Origin of the sequence: Achromobacter sp. K91 (genome assembly GCF_003576205.1) — a bacterium.
GTDB lineage: Bacteria > Pseudomonadota > Gammaproteobacteria > Burkholderiales > Burkholderiaceae_B > Achromobacter > Achromobacter aegrifaciens.
This window is the reverse complement of the sequence record NZ_QWFB01000030.1, coordinates 150971-173509: the sequence shown is the minus strand read 5'-3', so window position 1 is coordinate 173509 and position 22539 is coordinate 150971. Positions and strand designations below refer to the sequence as shown.

Sequence of the window (22539 nt, the reverse complement as noted above, 5' to 3'; positions counted from 1 at the left end):
ACCATCCAGCGACGGCAAGACTTGCCAGCATTCAGCGGGAAGCAAGCTAGGTAAGAGAACATATGCAGCTGATCGGGTGGATGCGCCGTTCAGCGTGGGGAAATAGACATTTCTACTGGCGGGACAATTATTCCATTTATCATATGAATCCACCCAGAAATGGAATTAAATCGTGAGAGCCCCCATGGATATCCAGCTTAACGACATCGCTCTGTTTGTCGAAGTCGCCAAGCGCAAGAACTTCAGCCACGCGGCCGAAGCCTTGAATATTCCCACGTCCACGCTCTCGCGCCGCGTCAGCGAACTGGAGCGCAGCATCGGCATGCGGCTGCTCAACCGCAGCACGCGCAAGATCGACCTGACCGAGGCCGGCGCCATCTACTTCGAACGCTGCCGTCATATCGTGGAAGAAGCGCGCATTGCGCACGATCAGTTGCTGGACATGGCGGTGCAACCCAAGGGACGCCTGCGTATCTCGCTGCCCACCAGCCTGGCGCAGCTGTTCCTGCCCGCCGTCATCAGCGAATTCCGCGAGCAGCATCCGGATATCGAATGCGACTTCGATCTGAGCATGCGCCCGATCGACCCCATCAGCAATCCGTTCGACCTGATCCTGCGCTTTGGCCAGCAGCCGGACTCCAGCCTGATCTCGCGCAAGATCGTGCTGATGGCCCATCAGCTATATGCCTCTCCCGAGTACCTGGCCCGCCACGGCGAGCCTCGGGTGCCCGCGGATCTCAGCCATCACGAATGTCTGCGCCCCACCATGCGCGAGGAGTCATCCTTCTGGATGCTGCATTCGGGCGACAAGGTGGAACGCGTACAAGTGTCGGGACGCCTGTCGGCCAACAACGTCGGCATGCTCGGACGGCTGGCCGGACAAGGCCTGGGCATCACGCCGCTGCTGGTCTTTGACGCGATGGAACGCGCAATCAAGCAAGCGGGCCTGGTGCGGGTGCTGCCGGAGTGGAGCCTGACGCCCCTGCCGCTCTTCGCGCTGCTGCCTTCGCGCATGCTGCCGGCGAAGACCAAGGCTTTCCTGGATTTCATACAACCCAGGTTGTCGGACGCTTGAGCGGCGGTTGTTGATGAGTTACGCGGGCGTGTCGGCGCTGTACTGACAGACGGTGTAGAGCGGCGTGCCGGTGGCGGCGACCTTGGCGGAACCGCCCAGGTCGGGCAGATCGATGATGGCGGCCGCCTCGACCACGTTGGCGCCCAGGCGCTGCAGCAGCTTGATGGCGGCCAGCATGGTGCCGCCGGTGGCGATCAGGTCGTCCACCAGCAGGACGCGCTGGCCGGTGCGCACGGAGTCCGTGTGCATTTCAACCGACGCGTTCCCGTACTCGAGCGAGTACTCCTCGGCCACGGTGCGGAACGGCAGCTTGCCCTTCTTGCGCACCGGCACAAAGCCCAGATTGAGTTCGTAAGCCAGCACGCTGCCCACGATGAAGCCGCGCGCATCCACGCCAGCCACCAGGTCCAGGCGCTGGCGCATATAGCGATAGACGAAGAGATCGATAAGCACCCGGAACGCGCGCGGATCCTGCAGCACGGGCGTGATGTCGCGAAAAATGACACCGGGTTGGGGCCAGTCTGGAACGCTGCGGATGGTGCGCCGGATGTACTCGGCGTTGTCGGTCTGCATGGAAGACGGCCCTGAAGAATTGAAGCAAGGCGAACTATAACCTCGCAACAGCGCTTAAGCCAGGGTTGCCGTCCGCGATGACAATTCACATTGCTGTAGCCGGCCGCCCTGCAGTGCGTAGCGGCGATCGACCGCCCCTGCGGGCAACGCAGCGTGGGTGGCCAGCACCACGGCGCGTCCCCGCAAGGCGCCCGCCAGATCGCTGAAGAATGCCGCTTCGGCCTCGACGTCCAGACCGGCAGTGGGTTCGTCCAGCACGATGACCGCAGCTGGCGACAACAGCGCACGCGCCAGGCACAAGCGGCGCGCCTGTCCCGCCGACAGCTGCGACCCCGTCTCCCCCGCCCAGGTGTCCAGGCCATCGGGCAGGCCACGCACGAAGTCGCCCAGCCGCGCAGCGTCCAGCGCGCGCCACAAGGCGGCGTCGTCCGCCTCGGGATCGCCGATGAGCAGATTGGTGCGCAGGGTTCCCAGGAACACGGGAGCGTCCTGCGACAGCAGCGCGATGCGCCGGTGCCAATCCGCCTGCGTACAGGCGCGCGCGTCGCAGCCGCCGAAACGCACCTGTCCCGCCTGCGGGTCTTCCAGACGAAGGAGCAGGTGCAACAGTGTCGACTTGCCCGCGCCGCTGGGTCCCACGATGGCGATCCGTTCGCCCGGCGCCACGCGCAGGCTTACGCCGGCCAGCACAGGCGGACTCGCGGCCGCTCCCCGGGCGGGATAGGCAAAGCGCACGCCGTCCAGCTCCAGCGCGCCGCTCTCGGGCAAGGCCCGGGGCGTCGTCGGATCCTGCATGTCCGGCTCGCTTTGCGTGACTTCACGGATGCGTCCGGCCGCCGAGATGGCCGAGCCCATGCGCGATGCGCCCCGCATGATCGGGCCGGCCACTTCGAAAATGCCGATGACCGCCAGCAACAATCCGGCCAGCGTGGGACCTTCCATGCGCCCCATCTCCAGCGTGTCCAGGCCGAACCAGAGCAAGGCCAGCACCGATGCGCCGGCGGCGGCCTGCAGGAAAAACTGTCCCCGCGCAGCCACCCGCGCCTGGCTGCGGCGGGCGAGCGCACTGGCGTCGCACAGACGTTCGAAATGCGCGGCCGTCTGCGCCTGCGCGTGCAAGGCCACCATGTCGGCATGCCCATCCACCGCGTCCAGCGTCGCGGCGCGCAGTCCCGCCGCGCTCTCCTGGGCCGCCGCGCCAGGTTTGCGCGCGGCGCGCAGCAGCCACAAGGGCACCAGCACGCATGCGACCAGCAAGGCCAGGGCCAGCGCCAGTGCGGCGGCGGGCACCCACGATCCCAACACCGCGGTCAACACCGCTCCCGCCAGGATGGCGGTGATCAAGGGCGCCAGCACAAACAGGAAGACCGTATCGAGCGCGTCGACGTCGCCCGTCATGCGCGCCACCAGATCGCCGTCGCGATAGCGCGCCAATTGCCGCGGCGTAAGCCGGATCAAGGCCGAGAACACTTTGGCGCGCAGGTCCGCCAGCAGGCGCAGCGTGGCGGAATGGCCCACTACGCGGTCGGCGTAACGCGCCACGATGCGCAGGAACGACAAACCCCGCACCAGCGCCGAAGGCGCAAACAGATTGAACGCGCCGCCCGCCCCCGCCAGCGCCGCGCCGGTCAGGAACCAGCCCGACACGCCCAGCAGGCCCACGCCGGCCGCCACGGTGGCCAGCGCGCAGAACAATGCGAGTAAAAGCCCGCTTTTTCGGCGCACATAGAGCGGCAGGAGCAACAACAGATTCTTCATGCGTCTTCCACTTTTCCGCCAACCACCTGCAACGTCCTGCCCAGCCGGGCCGCCACCGCGGGCGCGTGCGTTGCCAGCAACAAGGTGCGGCCGGCGGAGAATTCCAGGATCGCGTCCAGCACGCGCGCCTGCGTGCCTTCGTCCAGATGCGCCGTGGGTTCGTCCAGCAGGATCAAGCCCGGATCGCGCAGGAATAGACGCGCCAGCGCGACGCGCTGCGCCTGGCCGCCGGACAGGCCGTGCCCGCGGCCACCCAGTTGCGTCGCCAGCCCTTGCGGCAGGGCCTCGGCGAACTCCAGCACGCAGGCGCGGCGCGCGGCCGTCTGCACTTCGGCATCGGAAGCCTCCGGACGCCCCAAGCGAATGTTGTCGGCGATGGATCCCGTCAGCAGCTGCGGCTTCTGCCCAATCAGCGCCACGCGCTGGCGCAGTGCCGCCTCGCCCCAATCCGGCAAGGGCACGCCGTCGATGCGGATATCGCCTTGAAACGGCCGCAGGCGCGCAATCGCCTCGATCAGGGAGGATTTGCCGATGCCGCTGGGCCCCATCAGCGCGGCATGCTCGCCGGGCGCCAAGGTCAGGCCAGCGTCCGCCAGTACCGCCTGGCTGCGGCCTGGCGCGTCAAGGTTCAAACCCGCGATGGCCAGGGCGGCGCCGGGGCCGCGGCTTTTGGAAACGCGTCCCGGGCCTGCGGCGGCCTTGCCTGCGCCAGGCGCTCCATCGGTTGCAGCATCGCCAGCCTGCGGCAAGCCATCGAACAGCAGGGAGATCTGCGAAACTGCCGCAAGCGCGGCCGCGCGATCGTGATAGTGCGCCGCGAACTGGCGCAACGGTGCATAGACCTCCGGCGCCATCAGCAGACAGAACAGCCCTGCCTGCAGAGTGAGCGGCGACCAGCGCAGATCCAGGAATCCCAGATAGGTCAATCCGATGTAGACCGCCACCCCGGCCACGCCCAGCGCCGCGAAGAACTCCAGCACCGCCGATGAAAGAAACGCGATGCGCAGCACCGACATCGTGCGTTGGCGCAGCGCGTCGCTGGCCGCCACGACGGACTCGGCTTCAGCCTCGGCGCGGCCATAGAGCTTCAGGGTGGACAGACCGCGCAGCCGATCGGCAAAGAAGCCCGACAAGCGCGCAAAGGCGCGCAGGTGCCGGCGGCTTGCGCCCTGGGCGCCCCAGCCCACCAGGGCCATGAACAAGGGAATCAACGGCGCCGTGATCAGCAGGACCAGTCCGGCAATCACGTCCATCGGCAGCAGCACCACCGAAAAAGCGACCGGCAGCATGGCGGCCGCGGCCATGGCGGGCAGATACTTGGCAAAGAACCCGTCCAGGGCCTCGACCTGGTCCACCACTGCGCTCGCCAGTTCTCCAGACGCCTGCCCCCGGCTCCAGTACGGCCCCTTCTGCACCAAACGCCGGAAAAGCGACAGCCTCACGTAGCGCTTGATGCGCTCGGCCGCGTCCGCGCCCGCGCGCTCGCCCGCCCAGGTGATGCAGGCGCGCACCAGCATGAGCCCTGCGATAGCCAGGATGTCGCCCAGCAGCTCCTGCCGGGGCGCCTGCCTGACGATGGCCGCGTCGAGCACGCTGGCCAGCAACCAGGCCTGCACCACCAGCAAGGCGCCGCTGACCAGAGGCGCGGCGCCCGCCAGCATCAGCGGCAGCCTGGCCGTCTTGGCGAGCGCCATCAACCACCGCGACTGTTCGCGCGGCGGTTTGTTCAGGGTGGCCGAGGGATCGTGCTCGAGGCTGCTGGCGCCGCCGCTCACTCGTCTTCGCGGCTGGCGCGCGGATCATGGGTATGACCCTCGCGCAGCTCGAACCACATTGCATTGAGGATGGCGAAGGCGCACGCCAGGCCCAGACCGAGTATCCACGAGAAATACCACATGGTGGAGGCTCCTTTATCAGTATGAGTTGGGCGTGTCGCCGACCGACTCATGGGTGACCTTGCCGCGCATGACGCGGTAGACCCAGGCGGTGTAGACGGTCACGATGGGCAGGAAGATGGCGACCGCGATCACCATGATCCATAGCGTCAAGTGGCTGGAGGATCCGTCCCAAATGGTCAGGCCGGCCTGCGGCTTGGTCGACGAGGGCATGATGAACGGGAAGAGCGAAAAGCCCACCGTCAGGATCACGCCAGCGATCGACACCGACGACGCCAGGAACGCCAGCACGTTGGCGCGCACGCTAAGCAGCAGCGCCACCAGGACGGCGCCGCCCACGCCCAGCGCGGGCGCGATCCACATCAGCGGCCATTTCGCGTAGTTGGCCATCCAGGCGCCGTTTTGCACCGTCACGGCCTTGAGCATCGGGTCCGACGGACCGGCCATGTCCACCGCGCTGGTGATCACGTGGCCAGGCAAGCCGCTTGCCACCCAGAAGCCGCCCGCTGCGAACAGCGCCGCGGTCAGCAAGGCGCACAGCCTACCCCAGTTGCGGGCGCGCGACGAGATCGGGTCTTCCGTGCGCCAGGCCAGCAACACGGCGCCGTGCATGGCCAGCATCACCACGCTGAGCACGCCGGCCAACAACGCGAACGGCATGAACAACTGGTAGAAGTGGCCTTCATAGATCGGACGCAAGGTCACCGGATCGAACGTGAACGGCACGCCCAGGATGATGTTGCCCATGGCCACGCCGAACACCAGCGAGGCCACCACGCCCGAGAAACAGAGCACGCCGTCCCAGCGGTTGCGCCAGCTGGTGCCTTCCATCTTGCTGCGGTACTTGAAGCCGACCGGCCGCAGGATCAGCGCGATCAGCACCAGCATCATCGCCAGATAGAACCCGGAGAACGACGCGGCGTACAGCAAGGGCCATGCCGCGAAAATGGCGCCGCCCGCGGTGATGAGCCAGACCTGGTTGCCTTCCCAGACCGGTCCCACCACGTTGATCACCACCCGGCGCTCGGCGTCGGTCTTGGCTACCACCGGCAGCAGCGCGGCCACGCCCAGGTCAAAGCCGTCCATGACGGCGAAGCCGATGAGCAACGCGCCCAGCAGCACCCACCAGACCACGCGCAGCGTGCCGTAGTCGAAAGGAATAAGAGTATCCATCGCTGTCTCTCCTTCAGGCCCGCACGGCAGCGTGCACAGGATCGGCGGCGGCAGCGCCGGGCGCCGGCCCATCGGATTTCGGTCCCTTCCTCACGGCGTGCAGCATCACCTTCACGCCGATGATCAGCAGCACCGTGTACAGCACCAGGAATATTGTCAGGCTGATCGCCAGGTCGACGATGGTCAGGCCGGAAGCCGCGTAGTAGGTCGGCAGCACGCCTTCGATCACCCAGGGCTGGCGGCCGTATTCGGCAACGAACCAACCGCTTTCGATGGCGACCCAGGGCAGCGGCAGGCTCCACAACGCCACCTTGAGCAGACCGCGCCGGCTGTCCAGCCGCCCGCGCGAGGCCAGCCAGAAGGCCACGCCGAAGAACAGGATCAGGTACATGCCCACCGCCACCATGATGCGGAACGCCCAGAACAGCGGCGCCACGTTGGGCACGGTATCGACGGCGGCCTTTTTGATGTCGTCTTCGGTGACCTTGCTCATGTCGGGCTGATAGCGCTTGACCAGCAGCGCATAGCCCAGGTCGGGCCAGGTCTTGTCAAACACCATGCGCGCGTCCACGTCCTTGGGATTGGCGCGGATCTTCTGCAAGGCGTCATAGGCCACCATGCCATCGCGGATGCGGTTTTCGGCGCGGCGGATCAGGTCGTCGATGCCCAGCAGCGGCGTGGTGAGCGAACGCGTGCCGATGATGCCCATGACGTAGGGAATCTCGATGGCGAAGTCGTTCTTGCGCTCGGCCTGGTTGGGGATGGCGATCAGGTTGAAGGACGCGGGGGCCGGCTCGGTGTGCCACATGGACTCGATGGCCGCGATCTTCATCTTCTGGTGTTCGGTGGTGAGGTAGCCGCTTTCGTCTCCCAGCACCACGACCGACAGCGCCGAGGCCAGACCGAAGCTGGCGGCGACCGCCATCGAGCGCTTGGCCAGGTCGATGTGGCGGCCCTTCAGGAGGTACCAGGCGCTGATCGACATGACGAACATGGCGCCCGCGACGTAGCCTGCGCTGACCGTGTGCACGAACTTGGCCTGCGCCACGGGGTTGAAGATCACCGCGGCGAAGTCGGTCATCTCCATGCGCATGGTGTCGGGATTGAAGATCGAACCGACCGGATTCTGCATCCAGCCGTTGGCGATCAGGATCCACAGCGCCGAAAAATTGGTGCCGAACGCCACCAGCCAGGTCACGATCAGGTGGCTGACCTTGGACATGCGGTTCCAGCCGAAGAAGAACAGGCCGACGAAGGTCGCTTCCAGGAAGAAGGCCATCAGCCCTTCGAGCGCCAGCGGCGCGCCGAAGATGTCGCCTACGTAATGGCTGTAGTAGGACCAGTTCATGCCGAACTGGAACTCCATCACGACGCCGGTGGCGACGCCCAATGCGAAGTTGATGCCGAAGAGCGTGCCCCAGAACATCGTCATCCGCTTCCAGATGGCGCGGCCGGTCATGACGTACACGCTTTCCATGATGGCCAGGATGAACGACAGGCCTAGCGTGAGGGGGACAAAGAGGAAGTGGTAGAGCGCGGTCGCGGCAAACTGGAATCGCGACAGATTTACGACGTCGAGATCAATCATTGGGTCGCTCCCAAGCAGTTGAGGTGCCGCGGCAACCGGCATGGTTCCCAGGCCGTCTCTCGCGCCATGTTACGGGCGTTGCATACAACTTCATAGAGGTTTCCTGAAAAATCGGGGCGGATCAGGCTTAGCCCTTGCCCCGCAATTTGCCGGCGAAACCCAGCACCTTCTGCACTTTCGAACCGAGCTTCATCAGGTTCTGCAGGGTTTCTGGCGGCAGTCGTTGAACCTCATCGAACCATCCGGTGGACAGTTCGATGAGCTCCAGCATGTCGTTCATGCGTTGTTGCGCGTATGCCTCATCCGGACCCGACGGGGGTTCCAGCAAGGTGTCCCGCAGCAGGGTCAGCGTGGGATCGATTTCGCGCTTGCGCTTTTCTTCCATCAGGATGCGGAAGATCTCCCAGACGTCCTTGGGAGTTTCGAAGTAGTCGCGGCGGTCGCCGACCTGATGCATGAGCTTGACCAGCCGCCAGGACTGCAGCTCCTTCAGCCCAAGGCTGACGTTGGAGCGCGAGAAGCCGAGGGTTTCGGCAATGTCATCGGCGTTCAGCGGCTTGGGCGACAGGAACAGGAGGGCGTAGATCTGGCCGACCGTGCGGTTCACGCCCCACCGGCTGCCCATTTCGCCGAAATGCAGGACGAATCGTTCGTTTTGGGGAGACAGGGCCATGGGTTGCGCTACGCCGGCAAGGCCAGGACGCGTCGCCCTGGCCGATAAAAACAGTTACACCGATTTCAGAAAATTCTGGAATTTCCGAAATTATCAAACAATCCATGCGAAAGCGCAAACCACACCGACGGCAGGGGGATGATCGCAAGACATGATGTCGCGGCAGTGACAGACGGCTTCCGCGGGTTTGGCAAAAGCCGCGGACAAGCGCAAGCGGCCACCAGCCGGTGAGCTGGTGGCCGCTGGAAAAGGGGAAAAAGAAGCGTTAGCCGGCCTTGACGGACACCGCCGCCGACACCCGCTTGGCCTTGGCGCGAGCCGCCGCCACGTCCTCGGCCACGGCCAGGCCCACGCCCATGCGGCGCTTGACGAAGGATTCGGGCTTGCCGAAGAGACGGAGGTCGGTGCCGGGTTCGGCCAGCGCTTCGGCCACGTTGTGGAACGAGACCGCCGCGGCCTCGACCCCGCCGTAGATGACGCTGCTGGCGCCGGGCTGGCGCAGGCTGGTATCCACCGGCAGTCCCAGGAATGCCCGGGCGTGGAGTTCGAATTCGTTCTGGACCTGGGTGATCATGGTGACCATGCCGGTGTCGTGGGGACGCGGGCTGACTTCCGAGAACCAGACCTGGTCGCCCGCCACGAACAGCTCCACGCCGAAGATGCCCAGGCCTCCCAGGTTGGAGGTGACCGCCAGTGCGATGTCCCGCGAACGTTGCAGCGCGGCGGGAGACATCGGGTGCGGCTGCCAGCTTTCCACGTAATCGCCGTCGACCTGCTTGTGGCCGATGGGTTCGCAGTAGCGGGTCTCGACCTGGCCGTCGGCGCCGCGGGCGCGCACGGTCAGCAGGGTGATTTCGTAGTCGAAGCGGATGAAGCCCTCGACAATGGCGCGCCCGCCGCCCACCCGGCCGCCCTCCTGGGCGTAGCGCCAGGCGGATTCGACGTCGTCAGCGCTCTTGATGACGGATTGGCCCTTGCCCGAGGAGGACATGACCGGCTTGATGACGCAGGGATAGCCGATGCCGCCGTCGATGGCCGCGCGCAGTTCTTCTTCGGTGTCGACAAATCGGTACGGCGAGGTCGGCAGCCCCAGGGTTTCAGCCGCCAGCCGGCGGATGCCCTCGCGGTTCATGGTCAGCTGGGCCGCGCGCGCGGTCGGCGTCACCCGGGCCACGCCCGCCTCTTCCAGCTCCACCAGCAAATTGGTGGCAATGGCTTCGATTTCGGGGACAATAACGTGGGGCCGTTCCTGTTCGATGACCTTGCGCAGGGCCTGCGGGTCCGTCATCGAGACCACATGCGCCCGGTGCGCCACCTGGTGGCCCGGGGCGTCGGCATACCGATCCACGGCAATGACTTCCACGCCCAGCCGCTGCAGGGCAATGATGACCTCTTTGCCCAATTCGCCGGACCCGAGCAGCATGACGCGGGTGGCCAAGGGGGACAAGGGCGTGCCAAGGACGGGGCTGGAAATGCTGGACATGGAGCGGGCCTGGAAAAAAGTTGGAAAGCCGTTGAAATGACCCGCCAGCATGCCATACGCCCTTTCCGGGGGCAAACCCGCATACTGATATTAAAATCCACGTATGACTGACCATCCCACAACATCGTCCGAGACCGCGCTGGCATCTGCGCGCAGAACGCTGCAGATCGAATGCCAGGGCCTGATGGACCTGTCCGCCCGGCTGGACGACAGCTTCACGCAGACCGTCGCGATGCTGCTGGCCTGCCGCGGCCGGGTGGTCGTCAGCGGCATCGGCAAGACCGGCCACGTGGCCCGCAAGATCGCGGCGACCCTCGCCTCGACCGGCACGCCGGCCTTTTTCGTGCACGCCGCCGAGGCCGTCCACGGCGATCTGGGCATGATCACCCAGGATGACGTCCTCATCGCGATTTCCTATTCCGGCTCCGGTCAGGAACTGCTGACGATCCTGCCTGTCGCCCGCCGCATGGGCGCCAAGCTGGTCGCCATCACCGGCAATCCGCAGTCCGAACTGGCCCGGCTGGCCGACATCCACCTGGACGCCAGCGTGGCGCAGGAAGCCTGCCCGCTGAATCTGGCGCCCACGGCCAGCACCACCGCTGCGCTGGCCCTGGGCGATGCCCTGGCCGTCGCCTGCCTGGAGGCCCGCGGCTTCGGCCCGCAGGATTTCGCCCGTTCGCACCCGGGCGGCGCGCTCGGCCGCCGCCTGCTGACCCATGTGCGCGACGTCATGCGCCAGGGCGACGCCCTGCCCATCGTAATGGCCGGCACCCCGGTATCCCAGGCGCTGGAAGTCATGTCCGCCAAGGGCATGGGCATGACCGTCGTAACCGACGCGCAGCGTCGCCCCCTAGGCATCTTCACCGACGGCGACCTGCGCCGCCTGATCGCCCGGCAGGGCGACATCCGCAGCCTGACCGTCGAATCCGGCATGACGCGCTCGCCCCGCAGCATCACTCCCGACGCGCTGGCCGTCGAGGCGGCCCAGCAAATGGACAAACTACGGCTCAACCACATGCTCGTGCTGGACAGCGACGGCGTTCTGCTCGGCGCCCTGCACATGCATGATCTGATGGCCGCCAAAGTGGTATGAATATGACTCTTTCTGTACCCGTGACGCATCCGGCCGAAGCGCTGGTCCTGGCCCGCATCCCCGCCGGCGTGCGCGAACGCGCCGCCGCAGTGCGCCTGATGGTGTTCGACGTGGACGGCGTGCTGACCGACGGCAGCCTCTATTACGGCGACAACGGCGAACTCCAGAAGCGCTTCAACGCGCTGGACGGCCACGGACTGCGCCTGCTGATGGAAGGCGGCCTGAAGGTTGCGCTGATGACCGGGCGCTCCGGCCCCATCGTGGCGCGCCGCGCCGCCGAGCTGGGTATCGCCGAGGTCATCCAGGGCGTACGGGACAAAGGCGGCGCCCTGGCCGAACTTGCGCAGCGCAGCGGTGTCCAACTGAACCAGACCGGCTACATGGGCGATGACGTCATCGACCTGCCGGCCCTGCAGCGCGCCGGCTTCGCCGCCAGCGTGCCGAACGCGCCGGGCTACGTCAGCCAGGCCGCCCACTGGGTCTCCACGCACACCGGCGGCAACGGCGCCGTGCGCGAATGCTGCGACCTGCTGCTGGCGGCCCAGGGACGCCTGGGCGCCTTCCTGGCGGCGCCTGGCCTGCTTGGCCCGGGCGCCATCCAATGACCGCCAGGACAACCCATACGCCCTTGCGGCAGACCCGATGAAAGAACGTTTTCCCTCCCTGATCGCGCTGTTCCTGCTGCTGGTGCTGGTCGCCAGCTCGTGGTGGGCGGCGGATTACGCGCAGCGGGCCATCCAGACGGATCCGCCGCGCCGCGTCACCCATGAAATGGACGCCTGGTCGCGCGACTTCGTCATGCTGCGCACCGACCCGAACGGCAAGCCCATCAACCGGCTGGAAGGCGACTACGCCGAACATTTCCCGGATGACGATTCCTACCATGTGACCTCGCCGCGCGCCGTGGGCCAGCGCGAGGACAACCCCATCACCGTGGCCGTTTCCAAGACCGCCGTGATGGAGCAAGGCGGCAAGCGCATCGTCATGAACGGCGACGCCCACGTGCGCCGCCAGCCGGACGCCAATAACGACCTGCTGGACGTGCGCAGCCAGCAATTGATCATCCTGCCCGACGACGACGTGGTCTACACCGACCTGCCGGCGGAAGTCATCAAAGGCCGTTCGCGCATGAACGGCACGGGCATGCACTACAACAACAAAACGCGCCAACTGCAGGTTTCGGCATCGACCGATGTGGAAATTGCCGGTTCCGAAGGCAGGCAGCAACGCCGGACCGAAATTCCCGCCAACAACACTGACCAGAAAAAACCATGACCGACCTCCGGATTCTCCTTGCCCCGACGACCCGCTTGCTCGGCGCCATCCTGCTGACGGCCTCGGCACTGGCCCCGGCCCATGCCGCGGATCCGGCGCCCAAGGCAGCGACGCCGGCGGAAGAGCCCAGCACGCTGATCCTGTCGGACACCCTGCACTACGACGACGTGAAGAAGAAGAGCGTCTTCACCGGCAACGTCAACATGACGCGCGGCCTCATGACCCTGACGTCCGACGTGCTGGAAATGAACGAAGACGCGCAAGGCAACCAGTACGGCACGGCCACCGCCAACAAGGGCAAGATCGTGACCATCCGCCAGGAGCGCCCGGAAACCTTCGAGCTCATCGAAGGCACCGGCCTGCGCGCCGAATACGACGGCACCAAGAGCACCTTCGACCTGATCGGCCAGGCGGTCGTGATCCGCTACGTCTGTGGGAAACCGTTCGATACCATTCGCGGCGAGCGGGTACGCTACAACGAGAAGACCGGCACCTACGAAGCCCATGGCGGCCCCAACTCCGCCGCGGCTGGCGGCCGGGTCCGTTCGGTGGCTGAACCGCGCGCCAAGTCGGACGCAGCCATCGCCGAATGCCGCAAGCAGCAGGCAGCCAAGAAGGGGCGTTGAACGCCTCCCATGCAACACCACTCGCAGCCACGATGAACCAACCTTCAGTGCCGACTCCGGTAACCTCCGCGCCCTCGGGCGTCAAGCAGGGCAGCCTGCGCGCAACTGGTTTGCGCAAGACCTATAACGGCCGGACCGTGGTGCAGGACGTATCCCTGTCCGTGGTCAGCGGCGAAGTGGTGGGCCTGCTCGGCCCCAACGGGGCTGGCAAAACCACCAGCTTCTACATGATCGTGGGCCTGGTGCCCGCGGATGCGGGCCGCATCGAGATCGACGGTTCCGTCATCACTTCGATGCCGATCCACAAGCGCGCGCACATGGGCCTGTCGTACCTGCCCCAGGATGCTTCCGTGTTCCGCCGCCTGACGGTGGAACAGAACATCCGCGCCGTGCTGGAACTGCAATTGGGGCCGGATGGACGTCCGCTGTCCACGCCCAAGATCAACGAGCAGATGGAATCGCTGCTGGAAGAACTGCAGATCGGGCACATCCGCAGCAACGCCGCGATCTCCCTGTCGGGCGGCGAACGCCGCCGCGTGGAAATCGCGCGCGCGCTGGCCACCAGCCCGCGCTTCATCCTGCTGGACGAGCCCTTCGCCGGCGTGGACCCCATCGCCGTGATCGAGATTCAGCGTATCGTGCGCTTCCTGAAGGGCCGCGGCATCGGCGTGCTGATCACCGACCACAACGTGCGCGAAACCCTGGGCATCTGCGACCGCGCCTACATCATCAGCGAAGGCAAGGTTCTGACCGACGGCCATCCCGATGAAATCGTGGGCGATCCCGCCGTGCGCCGGGTCTATCTGGGAGAGCATTTCCGCATGTAATGCGGCCCTGGGGAAGACCCCTAGGCGCCGCCTGCGCAAAGCCGCATGCACCCTGGGGCCTCAGCCATAAAAATGCCATGAACTTGCGCTAGGTCAGCTTGTTTTATCGGCCCGAGTCTATACACTAGTACTAAACGAACCCGCTCAATCAAGGAGAACGCCTAACGAATCAGCCGCGCTTTTTGCGCACCCTTTTTTCCTCTTTTAGAAGGAGAGCACACTATGAACCTGAGCATCTGCGGTCGTCACCTCGACGTCACCCCGGCCATCCGGGAATATGTCATGAACAAACTGGCGCGAGTGCTGCGGCATTTCGATCACGTCATCGATACCCAGGTCATGCTCTCGGTAGAGCCCCTGCGGCATAGAGCCGAAATCACCATGCGTCTAAGCGGTAAGGACATTCATTGTGAAGCAACCGATGAAAACCTCTATGCAGCCATAGACCTTCTTGCTGACAAAGTCGACCGTCAGGTCATCAAGCACAAGGACAAGGTACGAAGTCACACGGCGGAGTCCGTGAAGCGGCAAGCGGCAAATCTAACGCCACCCCAGCAGTAACGCGCTTCATGAGCACTCGCACTGCGAGACTAGCTAAACAGCGATTCTAGAAATCCTGCCTGAGTCCCGGTGTCCCGCTAGACGCAACGTCCAGCTGGGGCATCGGCAAACTTCCCCTCCTTGTAGTACCTCCCGCAGTACCCCCCTTATTTGTCCCCCATTCCCGGTTCCGCCGGCGATTCCGTTTTTCCAGGTTTCCGACGCTTTCCCCAGGGCCAGCCCCGCCGCCGGGCGCAAGAATGCCCACAATCCGCCGCTATCGGTCTATGCTGTCGCTCTTGCCGCCCCATGATGCGACCGAGCCGAGGACGCATCTCAGAGGCCGATTATTGCAGTGCGTCATATAACCATATAATGACCCGATGAATCATTTGTCGCGCATCCTACCCGCCGGCAACGTCGTGCTCGATATGCTCGCAACGAGCAAGAAACGTGCGTTCGAACAGGCCGGCCTTCTCTTTGAAAACAACCATGGCCTGGCGCGCGCGCTCGTCTTCGACAGCCTGTTCGCCCGGGAACGCCTGGGCTCCACCGCGCTCGGGCAGGGCGTGGCGGTGCCGCATGGCCGGGTGAAGGGCCTGGAACAGGCCCTGGCGGCCTTCATCCGCCTGGCCCAGCCCATCACTTTTGATGCGCCTGACGGGCAGCCCGTGTCGATGCTGCTTTGCCTGCTGGTGCCGGAAACGGCCACGCAGCAGCACCTGGACATCCTGGCCGAACTGGCGCAGCTCATGTCGAACAAGGCCTTGCGCGAGGCCCTGGCCACAGAGCCCGATCCCGCTGTCGTCCACAAGATGCTCACGACCGGCCAACTCTGAACTCCACGCGGAAGCGCAGCCATGCTCACGGTGCAGGAACTCGTCGACGACAACGCCGACAAAATCCCCTTTAACTGGATTTCCGGCCAAGGCGCCGCGGACCGCGCAATTCCCGACGACGGCATGTCGGCCGCGGACCTCGTCGGCCACTTGAACCTGATCCATCCGTCCCGCATCCAGGTGTTCGGACAGGAAGAGCTGGCGTACTACACCCGCTTCGACCTGCGCCGCCGCATGCATCACATGGACGAGCTGCTGATCGGCGGCGTGCCCGCGATCCTGCTGGCCGACGGCCTGACCCCGCCGCAAGACCTCATCGACCAGTGCGACCAGCATCAGGTGCCGCTGCTCTCCACGCCGGTAGCGGCCGCGCAGTTGATCGACCTGCTGCGCATCTACCTGGGCAAGAAGCTGGCGCCCACCACCACCGTGCACGGCGTGTTCCTGGACGTGCTGGGACTGGGCGTGCTGATCACCGGCGAATCCGGCCTGGGCAAGAGCGAACTGGCGCTGGAACTGATCTCGCGCGGACACGGCCTGGTGGCCGACGATGCCGTGGAGTTCTCGCGCACGGCCCCCAACATGATCGAAGGCCACTGTCCGCAGCTGCTGCAGAACCTGCTGGAAGTGCGCGGCCTGGGCCTGCTCGATATCCGCACCATCTTCGGCGAGACCTCCGTGCGCCGCAAGATGCGCCTCAAGCTCATCGTGCACCTGGTGCGCGCCACCGCACAGGACAAGTTCGAGCGCCTGCCGCTGCAGGACATCACGCAGGACATGCTGGGCCTGCCGGTGCGCAAGGTCATGCTGCAAGTGGCCGCGGGCCGCAACCTGGCGGTGCTGGTCGAGGCCGCCGTGCGCAACACCATCCTGAAGCTGCGCGGCATCGACACGCTGGGCGAATTCATGGAACGCCAGGCCATGGCGATCCTGCAAAGCAGCAAGTAGGCGCACATCGGCCGGCGGCACCTTGAGCCTGTATGAAACTCTGGCCGCCGAGATCGCCAAGTCGATCCGCGACGGCGTATTGCGCGCGGGCGACAAGCTGCCCTCCGTGCGGGACGCGTGCGCGGCGCGCGGCCTCAGTCCGTCGACGGTGTTCCAGGCCTACTATCTGCTGGAAGCGCGCGGCCTGATCCGGGCGCAGCCGCGCTCCGGCTATTACGTCAACGCCCCTGCCGCATCCCTGCCGCCCGAACCCGGCGCCTCCAGTCCGGACGGAGAATCGACGGAGCTCGCGATCAGCGAACGCATCTTCGACATCCTCGGCTCGGTGCGCAACCGCGACGTGACACCGCTGGGCTCCGCCTTCCCTTCCCCGCTGCTGTTTCCGCTGCCGCGGCTGGCCCAGGCCATGGCCGTGCACCTCAAGCGCCAGGATCCGCTGGACACGGTGGAAGACCTGGCGCCGGGAAATCCCGGCCTGCGCCGCCAGATCGCGCTGCGCTACCTGATCGGCGGCATCAACGTGCCGGCCAGCGACATCGTCGTCACCAACGGCGCGCTGGAAGCGCTGAATCTCTGCCTGCAGGCGGTCACGCAGCCCGGCGACACGGTCATGGTCGAGGCCCCCACGTTCTATGGCGCCTTGCAGGCGCTTGAGCGCCATGGACTGAAGGCGCTGGAAATACCGACGCATCCGCGCACCGGCATCGACCTGGACGCGATGCAGGCCGCCATCGAGCGTCATGCGCCGCGCGCCTGCTGGCTGATGACGCAATTCCAGAACCCGCTGGGCAGCCTGATGCCCGATGAGAAAAAGCGGCAACTGGTCCAGCTGCTTGCACGCCACGACATTCCGTTGATCGAAGACGATGTATACGGCGAGCTGTATTTCGGATCGGTGCGCCCGGTACCCGCCAAGGCCTATGACACCCAGGGGCTGGTGCTGCATTGCTCGTCGTTTTCGAAGTGCCTGGCGCCGGGCTACCGCATCGGCTGGACCTCGGCCGGCCGCTACACGCAACGCGTGCAGCGCCTGAAACTGTCGTCGACGCTATCGGCGTCCGGCCCCGCCCAGGGCGCCATCGCCGAATACCTGGAGCAGGGCGGCTATGACCGCCACCTGCGCCGCCTGCGCGAAACGCTGCAGACACAGCAGCAGCGCATGGCCGAGGCGATCGCCCAGGAATTCCCGGCCGGTACGCGCGTGACGCGTCCGCAAGGCGGGTTCTTCCTGTGGCTGGAACTGCCGGCCGCGGTGGATGCGCTGACGCTGCATCGCCAGGCGCTGGCGCGCGGCATCAGCGTGGCGCCGGGACCGATCTTTTCGGCCAGCGGCCAGTTCGGCAGCGCGCTGCGCCTGAACTACGGGCATCCTTGGGACGCCGCTGCGCAGGCGGCCATCCGCGTGCTGGGGGAGTTGGCGCGCGAGGCCTGCGCGCAGGCCATCAGGGCGCGCTGATTCCGCGTCAGTTCAGCGTCGATGCGGCGCGCGCCCGCTTGACTTCCAGCGGTGTCACGCCGCCCGCCTCATTGCCCCAGCTATTGCGGATGTACGTCACCAGCATCGCGATGTCGCCGTCGTTGAGCAGTTGTCCGAAGGGCGGCATGCCGTGCGGCCGCGGATTCGCCGCCGTGGCCGGCGCGTAGCCGCCATCGAGCACCATGCGGATCGCGTTGACGGGCGACGGCGCCGTCACGGTCGGATTGCCGGCCAGCGCGGGCCACGCCGTGCCGCTGCCTTCGCCCGCGGATTGATGGCATTGGACACATTGCTGGCGGTAGATCTTGCCGCCCAGCTCCATGGCCGCCGGCGCGACAGCCGTCCGCGTGCGTTCCGTTGAGGCCGCCGTGGCGGGCAGGGATTTGATGTAGACGCCGATGGCCAGCGCGTCAGCGTCGGTCAGGTGCTGTGTGCTGCCCAGCACCACTTCGGCCATGGGCCCGCTGGCGCTGGAATGCTTCGAAATGCCAGTCTTGAGCAAGGCTGCAATGTCTTCGGCGGACCATCTGCCCATGCCGGTTTCCATGTCGTTGGTGAGCGGCGGAGCGTACCAATCCAGCACCGGAATCACACCGCCGGCCAACGGGTCGGCCGAACGCAACGCCCCCAGGCTATTGCGCGGCGTATGGCAGGCGGCGCAATGCCCCAGCCCTTCGACCAGATAGCGGCCGCGGTTCCACTGCACCGATTGCCCCGCGTCGGCCTCCTGCACGCCCGGCTTGAAGTACAGCGCGCGCCAGGCGGCCAGCAGCGCCCGCTGGTCATAGGGGAATTCCATCTCGGGCGGCCGGTTGGGCTGGTCCACGGGCGCCACGGTACGCAGATAGGCGTACAACGCGTCGGAATCGGCGCGCGTCACGCGCGTGTATTCGGTGTAGGGGAAAGCGGGATACAGCAGCGTGCCGTCGCGCGATTTGCCGTTGTGCAGCGCCTGCCAGAAATCATCCGCGGTCCACGCGCCTATGCCGGTTTTTTCGTCGGGCGTGAGGTTCGGGCCGTAGACCGTGCCGAACGGCGTGGGGATGGGCGTGCCGCCCGCCAGCGCCTTGCCGCCGCGGCTGGTGTGGCAGGCCATGCAATTGCCGGCAAGCGCAAGGTAGCGGCCGCGCTCCACCAGCGTCGCGGTATCGGCCGCGGCCGCGGCGGGACCGGTGCTGGCGTCGTCGCGCGTACCGAACCAGTAGAGGCCGCCGAGGGCGACGACCGCGAGCAGCAACAGGAGGGACAGGACTTTCTTCATGATCGACATCCGGCCTCTCCCTTACCGTTGCGCCTGGCTGCCGCATTCCGCGGGCAGGCGTATCGAACCCGCGGCCTCTGGCGCGTAGGGTTCCACGACGGGTTGCGAGGACAGCCACGCGGCCAGCGCGCCGATGTCCTGGGGAGTGAGTTTGTTGGAGATGTCGGCCATGCAGTCCGGTTCGGCCGCACGGCGCAGGCCGTTCTTCCAGCTGCCGATCTGCGAACCGATGTAGTCGCGCGGCAGCCCAAGCAAGCCGGGAATGGCGGGCAGCACGCCGCCCAGGGCGGCGCCGTGACAGGCGGCACAGGCGGGCAGGCCGCGCGCAGCATCGCCGCTCAAGGCCAGCTTGCGCCCGGCTTCCAGCGTGGCGGCGGAGACCTCGGCGCGCGTCGGCGCCGGATACGGCACATGCTGCGAAGAGAAATACGCGGCGATCTCGCGCAGGTAGTCGTCGGGCAGCCCGGTCAGCAGGTGCGTCATGGGCCGGTACTGACGCCGGTCGTCGCGGAAATTGAGCAACTGGTGGTACAGGTACTCCTGCGGCTTGCCGGCCAGGCGCGGATAGTAGCCATCGGCGCCGGCCTTGCCCTGCGCGCCATGACAGGCCGTACAGGCGGCAACCCGGGCGTCCATGGTGTCCGGACGCAGGATTTCCTGGGGCGCGGGCTGGGCCGGCGCGGGCGCTGCGAGGAAGGCGGCAGCCACCCCAAATAAGGAAATTGCCCAAAAACGCAGCAGTGAAACACTACGAAAGGAAATGAAGGCTAACATCTAGGTCGAATTCCATTCCCCCGAAACGCATGACGGCGGGGCGCGTATGTGAATCTGTAGAGTATCCGGCCCCCAGCTTACGCCAGGGGGACCAAAGCGGTACAGGCGCAGATTGGCAGTTTACGGCCATATCAGATGTCATCCCGCCGGCATCGTCCTCGAAAAGCGTGCCACAATCATGTCCATGTTGAAAGTCGTCCTCGTCACCGGCATCTCAGGCTCAGGCAAGTCCGTCGCCCTGCGCATGCTTGAGGACGCAAGCTATACCTGCGTCGACAACCTGCCGGTGCGGTTCCTGACCGAGTTCATCGCCAACGCCCGGGATGACGGCATGGAGCGCGTAGCCGTCGCCATCGACGTCCGCTCCCCCGGCGAACTGGCCGAATTGCCCGACGTAGTCACCGCGCTGCGCGCCATGGGCACCAGCCTGCGCGTGGTCTTCCTGGACGCCAGCACGGAAACGCTGGTGCAGCGCTATTCCGAATCGCGCCGCCGCCACCCGCTGACCGACCGTCTGCAGCATGGCGGCAAGACCCCGACGCTGTCCGAGTGCATCGCCCTGGAACGCGAACTGCTCGCGCCGCTGCGCGAGCAGGAACACGTCATCGACACCTCGGACCTGACGCCGGGCCAGTTGCGAGTCTGGATCCGCGACCTGATCAAGGCCGACCGCGCGCCGCTGGTGCTGACCTTCGAATCCTTTGCCTACAAGCGCGGCGTGCCGCGCGACGCGGACCTGGTGTTCGACGTGCGCTGCCTGCCCAATCCCTACTACGACCGCGACCTGCGGCCGCTGACCGGCCGCGACGAGCCCGTGGCCGCCTGGCTGGCGGGCTTTGACCTGGTGGGGCAGATGATCGACGACATCGCCGGTTTCCTGAACCGCTGGCTGCCGCAATACACGCAAGACACCCGCAATTACCTCACGGTCGCCATCGGCTGCACCGGCGGCCAGCACCGTTCGGTCTATGTGGTCGAACAGCTGGCGCTGCGCTTTGCCGACCACGACCCGCTGCTGGTGCGCCATCGCACCCAACTGCCTGACGAATCCGCATGACCCTGTCCCGCCCGACCCGCCTGTTCGTGATGCTGCTGCTGGCCATTGCCGTGGCTGGCTGTTCTTCCACCGGCGGACGCAAGAAGGGCGGCGGGTATTACAAGGACGACGGGCCGGACGCGAATCCGCCCTCGAACCTGGACCAGGTGCCCGACGCGGTGCCCAGGATCGAACCCTACGCCAGCGGCGCGAACCGGCCGTATGTGGTGTTCGGCCAGCGCTACGTGCCGGACACCAGCGGCCAGCCCTACAAAAAGCGCGGCACCGCCTCGTGGTATGGCAAGAAGTTCCACGGCAATTCCACGTCCATCGGCGAGTCCTACGACATGTACGCCATGACGGCCGCCCACACCACGCTGCCGCTGCCCAGCTACGCCCGCGTCACCAGCATGGTCAACGGCAAGACCATCATCGTGCGGGTGAACGACCGCGGCCCGTTCCACAGCGACCGCATCATGGACCTGTCCTATGTCGCGGCGTACAAGCTGGGCATCATCGGCCCCGGCAGCGGCCAGGTGATCGTGGAAGCCATCCCCCAGGACGAGATCCGGCGGCTGGCCTCGCAAGGCGCGCCCGCCACGGCCGCGCCCGAACCCGCATCGGCGACGGGCTCCTCGCCCGTGGCCGCGCCCATCGCCGCCGTGCCGGTGGCGCTGGCGGCTGAACCCCTGCCCGGGCCCGCACCCGGTTCAGCGCCGGTGCGCCAGCCGGCCGCAGGCGGCATCGGCAGCGTCTACCTGCAAGTGGGCGCGTTCAGCCAGCCGGCCAACGCGCAATCGCTGGTCAGCCGCATCAACACGCAGCTGGGCGCCGCAGGCGCGCCGCCCGCGTCGGTCGAGCAGTCAAATAACCTCTATCGGGTCAAGATCGGCCCCTACCCCGACCGGCAGAGCGCCTTGGACGCCGTGCAGATCGTGTCGGACCGCATCGGCATCCTGCCCAGCATCGCCTCGCAGTAGCAAGCCTTGGCAGTAGCAAGCCTCAAAAGTCAGCCTCTAGACCTATCGAGGCTGCCCGCCTACCAAGGCAGTTCGGCCTGCCCGTCGCACACGCGGCGCGCGCTAGCGCTGCGGCTGCGGTAGCGATTGCCTTCATGCGCCAGCAAGGCCTGCTTGCGCGGCAGGCCGCCGCCGAAGCCGGTCAGCGAGGTGTCGGCCCCGATCACACGATGGCAGGGAATGATGATGCTGATCGGATTGCGCCCGACGGCGCCGCCGACCGCCTGCGCGCCCTTGGGCCGCCCCACGGTGCGCGCCAGATCGCCGTAGCTGGCCAGCACCCCGAACTCCAGATCGCACAGGGCATGCCAGACCTGGTGCTGGAAAGTGGTGCCGACGGGGTCCAGCGCCACGTCGAAGACGCGGCGCTGGCCCGCGAACCATTCTTCCAGTTCGCAGCGCGCCTGCTCCAGGATGGGATCCGAGTCCGTGAGAATCCAGCCATCCGCCGCGGGCAGCAGTTCCTGGTCGGTGAACCAGGCGCCGCGCAGGCCCTTGGGACTGGCGACCAGGCGCATGTCGCCCAGCGGCGTAGGAATGTCGCGATAGACCAGGCGTTCGTCGGGATCCGCGGGCTTGTTGGACACGATAGTCGAATACACCATG

At 66.2% G+C, this 22539-nt stretch carries 23 protein-coding genes; 12 read left to right on the top strand and 11 right to left on the bottom strand.

The window, feature by feature from the left end; genetic code table 11:
• The first annotated feature begins 184 nt into the window (after positions 1–184).
• Positions 185–1075, top strand: coding sequence for a LysR family transcriptional regulator (locus tag DXK93_RS12405; RefSeq protein ID WP_013396712.1), 891 nt, complete (start codon positions 185–187; stop codon positions 1073–1075).
• A gap of 18 nt (positions 1076–1093) precedes the next feature.
• Here the strand turns inward: DXK93_RS12405 and DXK93_RS12400 are convergent, their stop codons facing one another.
• From DXK93_RS12400 to purT, 8 genes are all read right to left on the bottom strand, one after another.
• Complete coding sequence (locus tag DXK93_RS12400; RefSeq protein ID WP_054457754.1) at positions 1094–1648, bottom strand: adenine phosphoribosyltransferase; 555 nt, start codon at positions 1646–1648, stop codon at positions 1094–1096.
• Positions 1649–1702: 54 nt separating this feature from the next.
• Positions 1703–3406 carry a thiol reductant ABC exporter subunit CydC gene (cydC, locus tag DXK93_RS12395; protein WP_119450192.1) on the bottom strand — a complete coding sequence of 568 codons (1704 nt, stop codon included), beginning with the start codon at positions 3404–3406 and terminating at the stop codon, positions 1703–1705.
• Positions 3403–5181: a thiol reductant ABC exporter subunit CydD gene (gene cydD / locus DXK93_RS12390; RefSeq protein WP_119450191.1), complete on the bottom strand. Its 1779-nt coding sequence runs from the start codon at positions 5179–5181 to the stop codon at positions 3403–3405. The genes cydC and cydD overlap by 4 nt, the downstream gene beginning before the upstream one ends.
• Positions 5178–5303, bottom strand: a complete 126-nt coding sequence (gene cydX, locus DXK93_RS12385) for a cytochrome bd-I oxidase subunit CydX (RefSeq protein ID WP_054457757.1) — start codon at positions 5301–5303, stop codon at positions 5178–5180. Before cydX ends, cydD begins: the two co-directional genes overlap by 4 nt.
• Positions 5304–5319: 16 nt before the next feature.
• Entirely contained in the window at positions 5320–6474 is a 1155-nt protein-coding gene (cydB, locus tag DXK93_RS12380; RefSeq protein ID WP_054457758.1) for a cytochrome d ubiquinol oxidase subunit II, read from the bottom strand.
• Positions 6475–6487: 13 nt separating this feature from the next.
• Positions 6488–8062: a cytochrome ubiquinol oxidase subunit I gene (locus DXK93_RS12375; RefSeq protein ID WP_119450190.1), complete on the bottom strand. Its 1575-nt coding sequence runs from the start codon at positions 8060–8062 to the stop codon at positions 6488–6490.
• A 127-nt stretch (positions 8063–8189) separates the two neighbouring features.
• Entirely contained in the window at positions 8190–8735 is a 546-nt protein-coding gene (locus tag DXK93_RS12370; protein ID WP_059378283.1) for a GbsR/MarR family transcriptional regulator, read from the bottom strand.
• A 265-nt stretch (positions 8736–9000) separates the two neighbouring features.
• Positions 9001–10218: a formate-dependent phosphoribosylglycinamide formyltransferase gene (purT, locus tag DXK93_RS12365; RefSeq protein WP_054457792.1), complete on the bottom strand. Its 1218-nt coding sequence runs from the start codon at positions 10216–10218 to the stop codon at positions 9001–9003.
• A 103-nt stretch (positions 10219–10321) separates the two neighbouring features.
• Here purT and DXK93_RS12360 point away from each other — a divergent pair, with 103 nt between their 5' ends.
• From DXK93_RS12360 to DXK93_RS12320, 9 genes are all read left to right on the top strand, one after another.
• Positions 10322–11311 (top strand): SIS domain-containing protein, encoded by a 990-nt coding sequence (locus DXK93_RS12360; protein WP_054457761.1) that lies wholly within the window; start codon positions 10322–10324, stop codon positions 11309–11311.
• A complete protein-coding gene (locus DXK93_RS12355) occupies positions 11308–11916 on the top strand; it encodes an HAD family hydrolase (protein WP_082401242.1) in 609 nt (202 codons plus the stop codon). Before DXK93_RS12360 ends, DXK93_RS12355 begins: the two co-directional genes overlap by 4 nt.
• A 37-nt stretch (positions 11917–11953) precedes the next feature.
• Entirely contained in the window at positions 11954–12586 is a 633-nt protein-coding gene (gene lptC, locus DXK93_RS12350) for an LPS export ABC transporter periplasmic protein LptC (protein ID WP_054457763.1), read from the top strand.
• A complete protein-coding gene (lptA, locus tag DXK93_RS12345) occupies positions 12583–13212 on the top strand; it encodes a lipopolysaccharide transport periplasmic protein LptA (RefSeq protein ID WP_054457764.1) in 630 nt (209 codons plus the stop codon). The genes lptC and lptA overlap by 4 nt, the downstream gene beginning before the upstream one ends.
• Positions 13213–13244: 32 nt before the next feature.
• Positions 13245–14039: an LPS export ABC transporter ATP-binding protein gene (gene lptB, locus DXK93_RS12340; RefSeq protein ID WP_054457765.1), complete on the top strand. Its 795-nt coding sequence runs from the start codon at positions 13245–13247 to the stop codon at positions 14037–14039.
• Between the two features lie 222 nt (positions 14040–14261).
• Complete coding sequence (gene hpf, locus DXK93_RS12335) at positions 14262–14600, top strand: ribosome hibernation-promoting factor, HPF/YfiA family (protein WP_013396726.1); 339 nt, start codon at positions 14262–14264, stop codon at positions 14598–14600.
• A 362-nt stretch (positions 14601–14962) separates the two neighbouring features.
• Positions 14963–15418, top strand: coding sequence for a PTS sugar transporter subunit IIA (locus tag DXK93_RS12330; RefSeq protein WP_006389881.1), 456 nt, complete (start codon positions 14963–14965; stop codon positions 15416–15418).
• A gap of 21 nt (positions 15419–15439) precedes the next feature.
• Positions 15440–16366, top strand: coding sequence for an HPr(Ser) kinase/phosphatase (hprK, locus tag DXK93_RS12325; RefSeq protein WP_013396727.1), 927 nt, complete (start codon positions 15440–15442; stop codon positions 16364–16366).
• A gap of 22 nt (positions 16367–16388) precedes the next feature.
• Positions 16389–17822: a PLP-dependent aminotransferase family protein gene (locus DXK93_RS12320; RefSeq protein WP_119450189.1), complete on the top strand. Its 1434-nt coding sequence runs from the start codon at positions 16389–16391 to the stop codon at positions 17820–17822.
• A gap of 7 nt (positions 17823–17829) precedes the next feature.
• Here the strand turns inward: DXK93_RS12320 and DXK93_RS12315 are convergent, their stop codons facing one another.
• Both DXK93_RS12315 and DXK93_RS12310 read right to left on the bottom strand, forming a co-directional pair.
• Positions 17830–19113 carry a cytochrome c gene (locus DXK93_RS12315; RefSeq protein WP_054457767.1) on the bottom strand — a complete coding sequence of 428 codons (1284 nt, stop codon included), beginning with the start codon at positions 19111–19113 and terminating at the stop codon, positions 17830–17832.
• A 12-nt stretch (positions 19114–19125) separates the two neighbouring features.
• Positions 19126–19878: a c-type cytochrome gene (locus tag DXK93_RS12310; protein ID WP_119450188.1), complete on the bottom strand. Its 753-nt coding sequence runs from the start codon at positions 19876–19878 to the stop codon at positions 19126–19128.
• Positions 19879–20062: 184 nt separating this feature from the next.
• Here DXK93_RS12310 and rapZ point away from each other — a divergent pair, with 184 nt between their 5' ends.
• Both rapZ and DXK93_RS12300 read left to right on the top strand, forming a co-directional pair.
• A complete protein-coding gene (rapZ, locus tag DXK93_RS12305) occupies positions 20063–20935 on the top strand; it encodes an RNase adapter RapZ (RefSeq protein WP_054457793.1) in 873 nt (290 codons plus the stop codon).
• Positions 20932–21894: a septal ring lytic transglycosylase RlpA family protein gene (locus DXK93_RS12300; protein ID WP_054457769.1), complete on the top strand. Its 963-nt coding sequence runs from the start codon at positions 20932–20934 to the stop codon at positions 21892–21894. The genes rapZ and DXK93_RS12300 overlap by 4 nt, the downstream gene beginning before the upstream one ends.
• Before the next feature lie 59 nt (positions 21895–21953).
• Here the strand turns inward: DXK93_RS12300 and DXK93_RS12295 are convergent, their stop codons facing one another.
• Positions 21954–22538, bottom strand: coding sequence for a methylated-DNA--[protein]-cysteine S-methyltransferase (locus DXK93_RS12295; protein ID WP_054457770.1), 585 nt, complete (start codon positions 22536–22538; stop codon positions 21954–21956).
• Position 22539 lies beyond the last annotated feature (1 nt).

Excerpts from the sequence above, each read along its gene's own strand:
- rapZ (WP_054457793.1), top strand. The coding sequence starts at position 20,063 with ATGTTGAAAGTCGTCCTCGTCACCGGCATCTCAGGCTCAGGCAAGTCC.
- DXK93_RS12375 (WP_119450190.1), bottom strand. The coding sequence starts at position 8,062 with ATGATTGATCTCGACGTCGTAAATCTGTCGCGATTCCAGTTTGCCGCG.
- DXK93_RS12330 (WP_006389881.1), top strand. The coding sequence starts at position 14,963 with ATGAATCATTTGTCGCGCATCCTACCCGCCGGCAACGTCGTGCTCGAT.
- DXK93_RS12370 (WP_059378283.1), bottom strand. The coding sequence starts at position 8,735 with ATGGCCCTGTCTCCCCAAAACGAACGATTCGTCCTGCATTTCGGCGAA.
- cydB (WP_054457758.1), bottom strand. The coding sequence starts at position 6,474 with ATGGATACTCTTATTCCTTTCGACTACGGCACGCTGCGCGTGGTCTGG.
- hprK (WP_013396727.1), top strand. The coding sequence starts at position 15,440 with ATGCTCACGGTGCAGGAACTCGTCGACGACAACGCCGACAAAATCCCC.
- DXK93_RS12315 (WP_054457767.1), bottom strand. The coding sequence starts at position 19,113 with ATGTCGATCATGAAGAAAGTCCTGTCCCTCCTGTTGCTGCTCGCGGTC.
- hpf (WP_013396726.1), top strand. The coding sequence starts at position 14,262 with ATGAACCTGAGCATCTGCGGTCGTCACCTCGACGTCACCCCGGCCATC.
- DXK93_RS12360 (WP_054457761.1), top strand. The coding sequence starts at position 10,322 with ATGACTGACCATCCCACAACATCGTCCGAGACCGCGCTGGCATCTGCG.
- DXK93_RS12400 (WP_054457754.1), bottom strand. The coding sequence starts at position 1,648 with ATGCAGACCGACAACGCCGAGTACATCCGGCGCACCATCCGCAGCGTT.
- cydC (WP_119450192.1), bottom strand. The coding sequence starts at position 3,406 with ATGAAGAATCTGTTGTTGCTCCTGCCGCTCTATGTGCGCCGAAAAAGC.
- DXK93_RS12405 (WP_013396712.1), top strand. The coding sequence starts at position 185 with ATGGATATCCAGCTTAACGACATCGCTCTGTTTGTCGAAGTCGCCAAG.
- lptB (WP_054457765.1), top strand. The coding sequence starts at position 13,245 with ATGAACCAACCTTCAGTGCCGACTCCGGTAACCTCCGCGCCCTCGGGC.
- purT (WP_054457792.1), bottom strand. The coding sequence starts at position 10,218 with ATGTCCAGCATTTCCAGCCCCGTCCTTGGCACGCCCTTGTCCCCCTTG.
- DXK93_RS12300 (WP_054457769.1), top strand. The coding sequence starts at position 20,932 with ATGACCCTGTCCCGCCCGACCCGCCTGTTCGTGATGCTGCTGCTGGCC.
- lptA (WP_054457764.1), top strand. The coding sequence starts at position 12,583 with ATGACCGACCTCCGGATTCTCCTTGCCCCGACGACCCGCTTGCTCGGC.
- DXK93_RS12310 (WP_119450188.1), bottom strand. The coding sequence starts at position 19,878 with ATGTTAGCCTTCATTTCCTTTCGTAGTGTTTCACTGCTGCGTTTTTGG.
- lptC (WP_054457763.1), top strand. The coding sequence starts at position 11,954 with ATGAAAGAACGTTTTCCCTCCCTGATCGCGCTGTTCCTGCTGCTGGTG.
- cydX (WP_054457757.1), bottom strand. The coding sequence starts at position 5,303 with ATGTGGTATTTCTCGTGGATACTCGGTCTGGGCCTGGCGTGCGCCTTC.
- DXK93_RS12355 (WP_082401242.1), top strand. The coding sequence starts at position 11,308 with ATGAATATGACTCTTTCTGTACCCGTGACGCATCCGGCCGAAGCGCTG.
- DXK93_RS12295 (WP_054457770.1), bottom strand. The coding sequence starts at position 22,538 with ATGGTGTATTCGACTATCGTGTCCAACAAGCCCGCGGATCCCGACGAA.